This window comes from Actinomycetospora chibensis, from assembly GCF_028737215.1.
Taxonomy (GTDB): domain Bacteria; phylum Actinomycetota; class Actinomycetes; order Mycobacteriales; family Pseudonocardiaceae; genus Actinomycetospora; species Actinomycetospora chibensis.
The window spans coordinates 235082-247430 of the sequence record NZ_JAQZAM010000011.1 but is presented as its reverse complement, the minus strand read 5'-3'; the positions used below and the strand labels follow the sequence as shown (position 1 = coordinate 247430).

The following is a 12349-nucleotide window of genomic DNA, read 5'->3' as shown; positions in this document are numbered from 1 at the left end:
ACCCCACCGAGCTGGATCGACCCCGACCGACAACCCCGACCCGGCGGCCGACCCCGGGTCGGCGACCCACCCCGCGTGCCCGTGTCCTAGCGGCTCGACGGAGATATGGGCACGGTGCGTGGTTGCCGACCCGGGAATGAGTCGCGGGGGAGTCCTCGCCCGCCGTGAACGGGGACGTGATGATTCGCGAGACCGAGATCGCCGTGCGCCGGTGTCGAGGGGAGGTGTCGTTGGACGAGGAGCGAGCGTCGGTCCCGCGGGACGACGAGGGGATCGGGGAGGAGGTCGGAGAGCTCGCCGACGGTCGGACGATCCGGTTCTTCTCCTGGGTGACGCCGAGGGACGAACCGGCGGAGGAGACGTGAGCGAGCGCCGCTACGACCCCACCCACGGCGAGTGGGTCACCGTCGCGACCGGCCGCCAGGACCGGATCTACAAGCCGGCGGCGGCCGCCTGCCCGCTCTGCCCGACGCGAGCTGCCCACGAGCCCACCGAGATCCCGCGCGGGCACTTCGAGATCGCCGTGTTCGACAACCGCTTCCCGTCGCTGTCGCCGCGCCCACCCGAGCCCGCGATCCCCGGCACCGACCTTGTCCCGGTCGAGCCGGCCTACGGTCATTGCGAGGTCGTGGTGTTCACCGACGACCACGACGCGACGCTCGCCGACGTCGGCGTCGCCCGGGTGCACCTGCTCGTCGAGGCCTGGGCGCGCCGGGTCGCCGACCTCGGCGCCGACCCCGGTGTCCGCTACGTGCTGCCGTTCGAGAACAAGGGCGAGGCGGTCGGCGTGACGCTGCACCACCCGCACGGCCAGATCTACGCCTACCCCGATGTGCCGCCCCGCCCGGCGCGCGAGATCGCCGCCGCCCGCGCCCACCACGACCGCACCGGGCGGTGCGTGTTCTGCGACGTCGTCGCGGCCGAGGCCGGCGGGGTCCGCGAGGTCCTCGCCGGCGAGCACTTCGTCGCCGGCGTCCCGCCCTGGGCGCGCTTCCCCTACGAGGTCGACATCTGGAGCCGGGCGCACGTCCCGTCGCTGCCCGAGCTGGCCCCGGAGGCCCGCGCCGACCTGGCCCGCGTCCTCGCGCGGGTGCTCGCCGGGTACGACCGGTACTTCGACGTCCGCACCTCGTACCTGCTGGGGATCCACGCGGCGACCACCGACGGCGCCGACCGGGACGTCACCCATCTCCACGTCGAGATCTGCCCGCCGCACCGCGGTGGCGGCAAGCTGAAGTACCTCGCCGGGTCCGAGACGTTCGGCGGCGCCTTCCTCACCGACGTCGCCCCCGAGGTGGCCGCCGAGCGGTTGCGGGCGGCGTGCGCGGACGCGACGGCGCCGGCGTGAGCGCGGAGGTGACCGGGGAGGCGGCCGACCGGGACGTGGGACAGACCTTCCGCGACGCCCTCGGCCGCGACCCCGGCGGCGTGTTCTCGGCGCCGGGGCGCGTGAACCTCATCGGTGAGCACACCGACCACAACGAGGGCCACGTGCTGCCCTTCGCGATCGACCGGCGCTGCCGGGTCGCTGCGGTGGCGCGCGACGACGACACGGTGACGGTGCGCTCGGCGCAGCAACCCGACGACGTCGTCACCACCACGCTCGACGCGCTGCCGCGGGCCCGGGGATGGTCGGCCTACGCACTGGGAACGGTGTGGGCGCTGCGCGAGGCGGGCCTGCCGGGCGCGGGGTGGGACCTGGTGGTGGACGGCGACGTCCCGCTCGGGGCAGGGCTGTCGTCGTCGGCGGCGCTGGAGTCCGCGGTGGCGCTGGCCGTGGCGGAGCTCTCCGGCTCCACGCTCGACCGCCCGTCACTCGCCCGCGCCGGGCGCTGCGCGGAGAACGACGTCGTCGGAGCGCCCGTCGGGATCATGGACCAGGCGGCGTCGCTGCTGTGCCGCGAGGGAGCGGCGCTGCTGCTGGACTGCCGCACGCTCGAGGCGCACGACGTCGCTCTCGGGCTGGAGGAGGCGGGGCTGGTGATGCTCGTGGTCGACACGCGGGTGCGTCACGACCTCGCCGACGGCGGATACGCCGACCGCCGCGCGGCCTCCCTCGCCGCCGCCGAAGCGCTCGGCGTCCCGGCGCTGCGCGACGCGACGCCGGAGATGCTGGACCGGCTGGACGGGACGCTCCTGCGGCGCGCCCGTCACGTCGTCACCGAACAGGCGCGGGTGCACCGCGTCGTGGATCTGCTGCGCGGCGGTCGCCCCGCGGAGATCGGGCCCGAGCTGACGGCGTCGCACGCCTCGCTGCGCGACGACTTCGAGGTCTCGGTGCCGGCGCTCGACGCCGTGGTGGAGACGGCCCTCGAGCACGGGGCGCTCGGCGCGCGGCTGGTCGGCGGCGGGTTCGGCGGCAGCACGCTGGTGCTCACCCCGGCCGCCGCCGCCGACGACATCGCCGGGGCCGTCACGCGCCGGGCCGCCGTCGACGGCCACCCCGAGCCCGTGGTGCGCGAGGTCCACCCGTCCGGCGGCGCCCGGCGGGAGCGCTGAGCGGGCCGGGGTGAGGGGTCGGTCTCAGGTCGACGGCTCCCCGCGCGGGGCCGGGTAGTCACCCGGGATGCCCCCGCTCCCCGTCCTCCTGCCGCCGGCGGGCCCTGCCCTCGCGGTGACGGTCCCCGGCCTCGGTCTCACGGCCGCGTCGTACGGGGGACTCGTCGACGCGCTCGGCGCCGTCGTCCCCACGGCGGTCGTCGCCCTACCGGCCATGGGGCTGCGCGCGGACCCCGGTGCGGCGCTCGACCCCGAGTCGTCGGCCGACGAGCTCGCGCGGCGCCTGGACGAGCACGGCCTCGCGGACCGGCCGCTGGTCCTGGTCGGGCACTCGGCGAGCTGCCAGGTGGTGGCCGAGCTCGCCCGGCGTCACCCGCACACGGTGGCCGGCCTCGTGCTCGTCGGTCCGACCGCCGACCCCCGCATGTCGCCCCGGCGCCGACTGGTCGCGCGCTGGCTGCGCACCGCGGTGCGCGAGGACCCGCGCCGCGTGCCGGGCATGCTGCGCTCCTACGCGACGACCCGGCTGTCCGGCTTCGCCCGCGCGCTGCGCGCCGCCCGTCGCCGCGACCTGCGGGCCACCCTCGCGGCGACGACGATGCCCGTGCTGCTCGTGGGCGGACCCCACGACCACCTGGCCCCGTCCGGCTGGCTCGACGCCCTCGCCACGACCCGCCCGGGGATCGAGGCCGTGACCATGACGCAGGGGGCGCACAACCTGCCTCAGACCCACCCCGCCGAGCTGGCCGGGCACATCGTGACGCTCACCCGGCGCGTGTGCCGGGAGGCACCGACGGGGTAGACGCCGTCCATGGCCGCTCCGTCACGACCCACCCGCGTCACGATGACCGAGGGCGGGCCCTTCCTCGTCGAGGGCCCGGTCGAACTGGAGCTGCCCGACGGGACGACAGTGACCAGCGAGCGGCCGGTCGTGGCCCTGTGCGCGTGCCGGCGGACCAAGCGCTACCCGTTCTGCGACACCAGCCACCGGCGGAAGGTCCGCCCGGCTCAGGCCGCCGAGAGCGCCCGCGAGACGAACGACGACTCCCCGGACGACCAGGCCGCGGTGAGGTGATCGGCCAGCCGGTCCTCGAGGAGGGTCGACGCCTGGATGCCGAGCACGACGTCGGCGGCCAGCTCCGGCTCGGATTCGAGGAGCCCGGCGATGAGGTCCCGGCGCACGAGCTGCTCGTGCACCGCGTCGGCCTCGACGTGCTCGGCGTAGAACGCCGCCACCCCGTCCGGCAGGCCCAGCCGCTCGATCGCGCGCACGAGCCGCGCCGACCCCGGCGGTGACGTGATCTCGATGAGCGCGAACTGGCCCACCGACGCCCCGCGCCACCGGCGGTGCAGCCCGAACAGCGACATGATGTTCACGGTCGCGAGCGTCTCCGCGGGCGCGACGTCGAGGTAGGCGCCGTACGTCGTGTCGAGCCCGAGGCCCGTCATCATCTCCGCGTAGATCCGGGCGTGGACCCGCTCGGGCCGCCCGGCGCCGTACTCGTCGTGCTCGACGGTCATGAGCGACGCCTTCGCGCGTCCCTCGACACCGTCGAGCCGCGGGATCACCCAGGCCTGAGGGTCGGCCTCCTTGAGGTGGTAGAGCGAGCGCTGCGCGACGTACTCGTCGAGCTGCCAGCGCTCGCCGTCGCGGGCGAGGTGCCACGACGGCCCGCTGCCCTCGACGGGCTCCACGAGCAGGGCGTCGACGGCCGCCTCGACATCGTCACCACCCTCGAGCTGCGCGCGCACGGCACCGAGGAACAGGTCCTCGAGGTGGCCGCGCAGGCCCAGCAGATCGGGGTCCCACTCCAGCGCGTCGTCGACGCCGTCGAACGACCGGTAGTGCAGCTCGTAGCAGCAGTACAGCGCGAGCTGGAGGTCGTCCCCCAGCGGTTCGATGCTGCGCAGGGGCTCGGCGTCGGGCCGCCGGGGTAGGTCGGACGCCGGGCGACGTCCGCGGAGCACGTCGAGCACGGCGGTCGAGACCGGTCCTCGGGGACGGGGCAGGACGGGCACGGAGTGCTCCTTCAGTTCGACGGCGATGCAGGTGGTACCCGATCGGGTCGCCGCATCCGACGGATCTCGCACGTGATGTCCGAGACCCCATGTGCGGGCCTCCGGCCGGGTAACGCCTGCCCCTGGGTCGACGCCGAGGTCGGCGACCGGCGCGCCGTGCGAGGCGCCCGCGACCCGACTCGTCACCACCGAGCCGAGCCGAGGAGCCCATGACGACCGTCGCCCCCGACCCCCGCAGGACCTCGCCCGCCGCCCCCACCGAGATCAGGCCACACCACCAGGTGCTCCGTGTTCCCGGCGTCTACCCGGTCCAGCGCGACACGTGGCTGCTCGCCGACGTCCTGCGCCGCGAGCTGACCGACCAGGGATGTGGGTCTGCGCGGGAGTGCCGGGTCCTCGAGCTGGGCGCCGGCGCCGGCGCCCTGTCGGTGGTCGCCGCGGGCGTCCCGGGGACCGACGTGACCGCGGTCGACGTCTCGCGCCGCGCGCTGCTCTCGACCCGCCTCAACGCTCTGCGGCACGGACGCCGGGTGCGCGTGCGCCGCGGTGACCTGACGGCGCCGGTGGCGGGGGAGAGGTTCGACGTCGTCGTCTCCAACCCGCCCTACGTGCCCGCCGCCACCGACGACCTGCCCGAGCACGGGCTAGCGCGGGCCTACGATGGCGGCCGCGACGGGCGCGCGGTGCTCGACCGGGTGTGCGACGAGGCGCCGCGGATCCTGCGTCCCGGCGGCCGGCTGCTCGTGGTGCACTCCTCGCTCAACGACCCGGCCGTCACCGTGGCCCGGCTCCGCGCGCAGGGCATGGACGCCGACGTCGTCATCCGCCACGAGCACCCGTTCGGCCCCGTCCTCACCGCGCGCCACGCCCTGCTGCACGAGCGCGGCCTGGTCGGGGCCGAGCAGAGGACCGAGGAACTGGTCGTCGTGCGCGCGGTCGTGCCGCCCGCGACCCGGCCCGTCACCCAGCCCGCGACCGAGCGCTGAGGAGCGTGGACAGATGCACCACCAGATCGACGTGACCGTGCCGGCCGCGGCGACCGACGAGGTGCTCGGGGAGCTCGAGGACCACGACGGTGTCCTCGCGCTGACCCTGCAGCGCGGCGGGTCCCTCAAACCCGCGGGGGACGTGCTGTCCCTGCACGTCCTCAACCGCTCCATCGACTCCGTGCTGTCCACCGTGGACCGCGCCCGGGAGCACGGACCGGTCACCGTCGCCACGGTGCGCACCGAGAGTGTGGTGGCCACCGGCGCGCAGGAGGCCATCGAGGACGACGCCGACGAGTCGCCCTGGGAGGAGTTCGAGCGGACGCTGCGCCACCACGGCCGCATGAGCGTCAACTACCTCGTCCTCATGGCCCTCGGCGGCGCGATCGCCGTCGCGGGCCTGCTGTCCCCGCCGGTACCGCAGGCCCTCGCGCTCGCCGCGTCGGCGATCATCGCCCCGGCCTTCGAGCCCGTCGCCAAGCTGGGCCTCGCCCTGATCCGCGCCGACCTCTACCGCATCCGCCGGGCCCTGGTGTCCGTCCTGGTCGGCTACGCCCTCCTCGCCGCGGCGGGCGGCGTCGCGTTCCTCGTGCTGCGGGCGCTGGGCCTCGCGAAGCCCGGCGTGCTCGCGGGCAGCGAGGGCGTCCACATGGTCATGGACCCCACGGCCGCCGACTGGCTGGTCGGTGCGGGCGGCGCGCTCGCGGGGCTCGTCATCATCACCTCGTTCCGCGAGGCCGTCCTCGCCGGCGCCCTCATCGCGCTGGCGCTGGTGCCGGCCGCGGGCCTCGTCGGTGTCGGGCTCGCGGCCGGCGACCTCGAGGTCGCGCTCGGTGGTCTGAAGCGCGCCGGCGCGGACATGGGCCTCGTGGTGGTGCTCGGCGGGGCGGTGGTGCTGGTCAAGGACCGCCTGCAGCACCACGGACGGCGACCGCTGGCCTGAGCCCCGTCAGCGCTGGTCCTGATCCTGGCGGCTCTCCTGACGGCTGTCGTCCTGCTGCGCGCTCGGCACCGCGTCCGGGTAGGGCAGCGTGCCGGGCGGCGGCTCGATGATCCGCGCGCTCGAGATCATCAGGACGACGAAACCGAGCAGCGCCAGCACCGCGTGCAGGACGATGTCCGGGGTGTTGAGGTCGAGTAACGTGGCGTTGCCCGTGTTGAGGCCGGCGGCGGCGCCGAAGGCGAACAGCACCAGGTAGACGACGGCCTGCAGACCTGCGAACCAGCGCAGCCGGCTGCGCGAGGTCAGGCTCACCGCCGCGAGGACCGCGGTGACCAGGAGCAGGACGCTGTGGGCGGGGTTGAGCCGCAGGGCGAGCACGGTGTCCGGCACCTGGGCGGTGAAGCCGGCGCCCGAGCTCGAGACCAGGCCTGCGACGCCGATCGCGGCCAGGACCACCGCCTCGCCGGCGACGAGCGCGGTCGCGATGCGTCCCAGCAGCCCCTCGTGGGGCACCGAGGGGACGGGGTTGCCCTGGTCGTCACGGCCGCCCGGGGCGTACGGCCCGGAGCCACGGCCGACCCGGTCGTGCTGATCCGGGGTCCGTTGCACGTCGGGGTTCGGAGGTTCGCGGTGCGTGTTCGACGGTTCCGACATGCCCGCCGGGATGCCCACTGGTGAGCGCCGGCACAACCTCCGGTCCCGCACCCGATGGTCGCCGGGGTGTCCCAGCGCACGGGGCGATCGGGCCGCCGGACGCTTAGGCGGCGGGGGCGGTCGGGTAGCCGGGGGAGGACCGGCCGGTAGGTCGGCCGATGTCCGGCCTCCGCGCCGGGACACGCGAACACACGCACGCAACCAGATGAGACTTCAGGAGAAGTGTGAGCACCACGAACGACATGATCGCCCAGCTCCGCGCCATGGTGCAGCTGACCCAGACCGAGGTCCAGGTCGCCCGCATCCGCGTGAGCCAGGCCCGCACCGAGGCCGTCCGTCGTGAGCTGGCCGAGAACGCGCGGAACGCCGAGCGACGCACCGAGGAGCTCACCCGCGAGCTGCAGCGCCTCGGTGGGGTGGCGGACGTCGTGTCGCCGCTCGTCGGGCGCGTCGGCGCGGTCGTCAAGGCCACCGTCGAGCAGGCCGGTCCGGTCGACGAGGCGCTGCTCGGCGACCTGACGCTGGAGCACCAGCTCCGGGACCGCGCCGTGTATCTGCGCGCGCTGGCCGAGGCCGCCAAGGACAACGGCGTCAGCAAGCTCGCCGAGCGCATCCAGAAGGCGCACGAGGCCACCATCGAGTGGCTGACCACGGTGCTCGCCGAGCACGCGCTCGGTGGCCCGCCCGCCCTGCGGCCGACGCCGCTGCAGATGGTCGCCGGCGGCGCCACCCGCGCCGTCAGCCTCCCGGTGAACTTCGCCCGGGAGCAGGTCAGCCGCTTCGCCGCGCGCCTGCAGCAGCGCGGTGACCAGGTCCGCACCGTCGTCGCCGACACCGCCGGCCGCGCCGCGCGCCTCGGCGAGGACGCCCGCGACGTCGTCGTCACCGGCCGCGACGCCGCGCTCGACCGCGCCGAGGAGGTCAGCCGCCGCGAGGGCGCCACCGACGCCGCCAAGGTGCTGCACGAGGCCCGCACCCGCCTCGGGGCGCTGCACGCCTCGGAGCTGCCGATCGGCCAGTACGACGAGCTCGGCGTGAACGACGCCGTCTCGAAGATCAAGCAGCTCGACCAGGTCGAGGACCTGAACAAGGTCATCGTCTACGAAGAGGCGAACAAGAACCGTTCGGGTGTCGTCTCCGCGGCCCAGACGCGCCACGCCGCTCTGGCCCAGGAGGTCGTCGGCATCCGCTAGAGCGGACCTGACAGCACAGCGCGGACCGGTCGCCTCGGCGACCGGTCCGCGCTCGTGTGTCCGGAGCCGGTCAGCCCTTGACCGCCCCCACGATCGCGGCGACGAGCAGCACGAGCGCGAGGACGAGCAGCGCCACGGGGGAGAGGACCGCGAGAAGGATCAGCGCGAGCGACAGCCAGATCTTGGTGCTGGTGCTCATCGCGCCGAAGGCACCCTTGAGCGCGGCGATGACCGGGTTCTTGCCCTCCATCTTGGCGAGGACGCCCTTCATGAGGGCGTTCGCGCCGACCCCGGTGGGCATGTTGCCCGAGACGGCGTCGGCGGCCATGTCCCCGAGCTTGTCGGAGAGCTCCTCCACCTTGACGACGGCGGCGCCGGCCAGCTTGTCGAGCGCTGCGATGGCCAGCTGCTTGAGCCGGTCCCCGGCGGAGGGCATCTCCCCGGTCGGCTGGGGGGCCTCCGCGAGTGCGGGGGCCTGCGGAGCCGGACGGTCGTCGACGGCGGCCGCAGCGGTCATGGTGTGTGTCCTCCAGGCATGGGAGCGGCCCTCGGCTGGACCGCTCGGAACGCAGGTGTCAGTCGTCCTGGCCGGCGTCGCCGGCCAGGCCACGCGCGAGCGCGATCCCGTCGCGCATGCCCTCGGCGTAGGAGCGCGTCTCGCGCTCCTCGACGGTCGGGTCCTCCGCCGGCTCGCTCTCGATCAACGTGGTGAGGACCTGCTCGACCTCGGCCACGCGGCCGGCCTCGATCAGTTGCTGCAGGCCGCTCAGGACCTCATCGGTCTTCTGCGACGTCTTCGCCACGGTGGGCCTCCTTCGTCGGCGGGCCTGTTGTGCACAGCCAATCAGTAGCGCGGCCACGGGCGACAGCGCCGCCACGGCGTTGGGCCCCGATGGCCGGTCGAGTTCGGCCGTTCGATCTGCGTGGGTGGACCGCCCGGGCCAGCCTCTTGACGCCGGGTCACCGGTTCTGCACGTGCTGGAATCCGAACCGGCCCTTGATGCAGAGGTGGCCGTGGGTGACGGAGTGGTCGGACGGGCTCGTCACGTTGACGATCTCGTTCTGCTGGACGTGCAGCTCGAGGTTGCAGCCGACCCCGCAGAACGAGCAGATCGTCGTCGTGACGGTCTCCTCCTCGGGATGCCAGTCGTCGGCCTCCCGCAGCTCGTGCTCGCGGACCGAGACGAGCGCCCCGGTGGGGCACACGCCGATGCAGTTGCCGCAGTAGACGCACGCCGAGTCGGGCAGGTCGACGTCGAACTCCGTGGCGATGCGGGCGTCGAATCCGCGCCCGGCCGCGGCGATCGCGAACGTGAACTGGGCGTCCGTGCCGCAGGCGTTGACGCACTTGTAGCACATGATGCAGCGCGAGTAGTCCCGCACGTAGAGCTCGTTGTCGATCTTCACGGGCTGCTGCACGGTGGCCGCGGTGGCCCCGTCGGGGGCGTCGTGGTGCCCTGCGTGGCGTCGGTCCCGCTCGCCGGCGGCGGCCGGGGGCGCGGGCGGGCCGTAGCGCGAGGCGTCGACCTCGTACTCGCGGATCCAGCGCTGCACGTCCGCGCTCGCGCGGTCCATGTCCACCGACGACGTGAGCAGCTCGAGCACCATCCGCCGGCTGTGGCGGACCTTCTCGGTGTCGGTGCGGACCTCCATGCCGTCCTCGCACTTGCGGGCGCACGACGGCACCAGCGTCCGCGAGCCCTCGACCTCGACCACGCAGACCCGGCACGCGTTGATGGGGTCCATGTTCGGCGCCCAGCACAGCGTCGGGGTGTCGGCCTGGGCCGGGGTGCCCTCGTCGTGCAGCGCGTCGAGGATCGTGGCGCCCTCGGGCACCCGGACCTCGCGGCCGTCCAGCTGCAGCGTCACCCGCCGCTTGATCGTCCCGAGCATCACGGGGCCGCTGGTGAGGCGTTCCTCGGCGCTGCGCGTGGGCGCGGCGGGGTCGATGACCGTGGGCCCGACCGGCGACGACGGACGGGTGTCGCCGTCGGTGCGCTCGCCCGGCGGCGGTCCCTCCTCGAGGGCCGTGCCGATCGCCGCGCCGCCGACGGCCTCGTCCGCGCCGTCGATCGTCTCGTCGACCGGGGCGCTCGAGCCGCCGCCGGGGCCGGCCGGCCCCTTGCCCGTGGTGGTCATCAGGAGGGCACCTTCCCGTTGCGGGCACCCCTATCGGCGTGCTCCGTCTTCCCCGGCCGGTCGAGCAGCCCGAGCTGCAGCGCCGAGGTGATCGCCGCGGGGGCGGTCTGGCCGAGGCCGCAGATCGAGGCGTCGCGCATCACCCGGGCCAGGTCCTCGAGCAGCGCCATCTCGGTCTCCCGCGAGCCGATCGGCGCGTCGCGCTCCAGGCGGGCCAGGGCCTCCTCCTGGCGGACGGTGCCCACGCGGCAGGGCACGCACTGGCCGCACGACTCGTCGCGGAAGAACGCCGCGATCCGTCGCAGCGTGCCGGTGAGGTCGGCATGGCTGTCGAAGACGAGGACGACCCCCGACCCGAGCGTCGCGCCGATGTCGCGCGCGCCCTCGAGGGTGAGGACGACGTCGAGGTCCTCGGGCATGACGAACCCGCCCGCCGCCCCACCGAGCAGGATCGTGCGCAGGTCGCCACGGACGCCGCCGGCGAGATCGAGCAGCTGACGCAGCGTGGTGCCGAAGTCGACCTCGTAGACGCCCGGCGCGCCGACCGCCCCGGACAGGCAGAACAGCTTCGAGCCGGTCGAGCGCCCGCCGCCGACCTCGGCGAACGACTGCCCGCCGATGCTCAGGACCTCGAGGACGTTGTAGAGCGTCTCGACGTTGTTGATCGCCGTCGGCTTGCCGAACAGCCCGGACACGCTGGGGAACGGCGGCTTGTTGCGCGGCTCGCCGCGGAACCCCTCGATGGACTCGAGGAGCGCGGTCTCCTCACCGCAGATGTAGGCCCCGGCGCCCCGGCGCAGCTCGATGTCGAAGGCGAAGCCCTCGCCCATCACGTCCTCGCCGAGGTAGCCGCGGGCGCGGGCGGCGTCGATCGCGGCGATGAGCCTGCGGGTGGCCAGCGGATACTCGCCGCGGATGTACAGGTAGCCGACGTGCGCACCGGTGACGTAGCCGGCGATCGTCATCGACTCGATGAGCGCGAACGGGTCGCCCTCCATGAGCACGCGGTCCTTGAACGTCCCGGGCTCGGACTCGTCGGCGTTGCACACCAGGTAGTGCGGTCGCTCCGGGGCGCCGGCGACGCCCTTCCACTTCACGCCGGTGGGGAACGCGGCGCCGCCGCGGCCGGTGAGCGACGAGTCCTCGAGCTCGGTGATCACACGTGTCGGACCCATGTCGATCGCGCGGCGCAGCGCCGCGTACCCGCCGTGGGCGCGGTAGTCGTCGAGGCTCGCCGGGTCGACGACGCCGATCCGGCGCAGGAGCCGCAGCGGGCCCCCGCCGGGCAGCGTGCCGCCCGGCCCCGTCTGCGGAGCGCTGACCCGGGTGTCGCCGAAGACGGCGTCGGCCTGGTCGGCGGCCCCCGCGCCGGGGGCGCGGGTCGTGGCCAGCACGTCGTCCGCGGCCGCCGGGGCCTGGCTGAGGTCGGGCTCGCCGGCGCGCTGGTGGAGCACCGCGGGCGCGCGCTCGCACATCCCCAGGCAGGGGCTGCGCACCCAGCACGTGTCCTGCCCGGCGCCTTCGGGGCCGAGCGCCTCGGTGAGCGCCGTGGCGATGTCCTCGCCGCCGTGCGGACCGCAGGCGACGTCGTCGCAGACGTGGACGACCCGCGGCGCCCGCGGCTCGACCGAGAACATCGCGTAGAACGTGGCCACCCCGTAGATCTCCGCGGGCGGCACCGACAGCGTGCGGGCGATGTGGTTCAGCGCGCCCTCGGAGATCCACCCCGCGGCGTCCTGCGCCGCGTGCAGCACCGGCAGCAACAGGTGCCGCTGAGCCCGCGCGTCGTGGCCGGCGTGAGCCGTGCGCGTGGGCCGGTCGTCGTGCACCGTCGGGTGGGCGAGCCCGGCGAACGCCCCGTCGATGGCGTCCCGCTCGAGGGCGGTGGGCTCGGCCTGCGAGAGGTGCAGGTCCAT

At 74.6% G+C, this 12349-nt stretch carries 13 protein-coding genes; 7 read left to right on the top strand and 6 right to left on the bottom strand.

From position 1 onward, the window contains the following. The first annotated feature begins 361 nt into the window (after positions 1-361). From galT to PH189_RS18670, 4 genes are all read left to right on the top strand, one after another. Entirely contained in the window at positions 362-1348 is a 987-nt protein-coding gene (gene galT, locus PH189_RS18685; protein WP_274190326.1) for a galactose-1-phosphate uridylyltransferase, read from the top strand. After that, the gene (galK, locus tag PH189_RS18680; protein WP_274190325.1) at positions 1345-2499 is read left to right on the top strand and encodes a galactokinase; all 1155 of its coding nucleotides are present in this window, start codon (positions 1345-1347) and stop codon (positions 2497-2499) included. Before galT ends, galK begins: the two co-directional genes overlap by 4 nt. Before the next feature lie 67 nt (positions 2500-2566). Next, on the top strand, positions 2567-3301 hold the full coding sequence (locus PH189_RS18675) for an alpha/beta fold hydrolase (protein WP_274190324.1): 735 nt from the start codon (positions 2567-2569) through the stop codon (positions 3299-3301). Between the two features lie 9 nt (positions 3302-3310). Continuing rightward, positions 3311-3574: a CDGSH iron-sulfur domain-containing protein gene (locus PH189_RS18670; RefSeq protein WP_274190323.1), complete on the top strand. Its 264-nt coding sequence runs from the start codon at positions 3311-3313 to the stop codon at positions 3572-3574. Here the strand turns inward: PH189_RS18670 and PH189_RS18665 are convergent. Then, the gene (locus tag PH189_RS18665) at positions 3508-4518 is read right to left on the bottom strand and encodes an iron-containing redox enzyme family protein (RefSeq protein WP_274190322.1); all 1011 of its coding nucleotides are present in this window, start codon (positions 4516-4518) and stop codon (positions 3508-3510) included. The two genes, PH189_RS18670 and PH189_RS18665, sit on opposite strands and share 67 nt — an antisense overlap. A gap of 209 nt (positions 4519-4727) precedes the next feature. On the opposite strand from PH189_RS18665, the gene PH189_RS18660 reads away from it, so the two are divergent. Together PH189_RS18660 and PH189_RS18655 are read left to right on the top strand one after the other, a co-directional pair. After that, positions 4728-5504 carry a HemK2/MTQ2 family protein methyltransferase gene (locus PH189_RS18660; protein ID WP_274190321.1) on the top strand — a complete coding sequence of 259 codons (777 nt, stop codon included), beginning with the start codon at positions 4728-4730 and terminating at the stop codon, positions 5502-5504. 13 nt (positions 5505-5517) lie between these two features. Continuing rightward, a complete protein-coding gene (locus PH189_RS18655; RefSeq protein WP_274190320.1) occupies positions 5518-6447 on the top strand; it encodes a DUF389 domain-containing protein in 930 nt (309 codons plus the stop codon). Between the two features lie 6 nt (positions 6448-6453). Here the strand turns inward: PH189_RS18655 and PH189_RS18650 are convergent, their stop codons facing one another. Then, positions 6454-7056 carry a DUF4383 domain-containing protein gene (locus PH189_RS18650; RefSeq protein ID WP_274190319.1) on the bottom strand — a complete coding sequence of 201 codons (603 nt, stop codon included), beginning with the start codon at positions 7054-7056 and terminating at the stop codon, positions 6454-6456. Positions 7057-7325: 269 nt separating this feature from the next. Here PH189_RS18650 and PH189_RS18645 point away from each other — a divergent pair, with 269 nt between their 5' ends. After that, entirely contained in the window at positions 7326-8294 is a 969-nt protein-coding gene (locus PH189_RS18645; protein WP_274190318.1) for a ferritin-like domain-containing protein, read from the top strand. A 70-nt stretch (positions 8295-8364) separates the two neighbouring features. Here PH189_RS18645 and PH189_RS18640 read toward each other — a convergent pair whose 3' ends face one another. The 4 genes from PH189_RS18640 to PH189_RS18625 form a co-directional block, all read right to left on the bottom strand. After that, the gene (locus PH189_RS18640) at positions 8365-8811 is read right to left on the bottom strand and encodes a hypothetical protein (protein WP_274190317.1); all 447 of its coding nucleotides are present in this window, start codon (positions 8809-8811) and stop codon (positions 8365-8367) included. A 58-nt stretch (positions 8812-8869) separates the two neighbouring features. Further along, the gene (locus PH189_RS18635; protein ID WP_274190316.1) at positions 8870-9097 is read right to left on the bottom strand and encodes a hypothetical protein; all 228 of its coding nucleotides are present in this window, start codon (positions 9095-9097) and stop codon (positions 8870-8872) included. A 157-nt stretch (positions 9098-9254) separates the two neighbouring features. Further along, the gene (locus PH189_RS18630) at positions 9255-10433 is read right to left on the bottom strand and encodes a 2Fe-2S iron-sulfur cluster-binding protein (protein ID WP_274190315.1); all 1179 of its coding nucleotides are present in this window, start codon (positions 10431-10433) and stop codon (positions 9255-9257) included. Beyond that, positions 10433-12349: an NAD(P)H-dependent oxidoreductase subunit E gene (locus PH189_RS18625; RefSeq protein WP_274190314.1), complete on the bottom strand. Its 1917-nt coding sequence runs from the start codon at positions 12347-12349 to the stop codon at positions 10433-10435. The genes PH189_RS18630 and PH189_RS18625 overlap by 1 nt, the downstream gene beginning before the upstream one ends.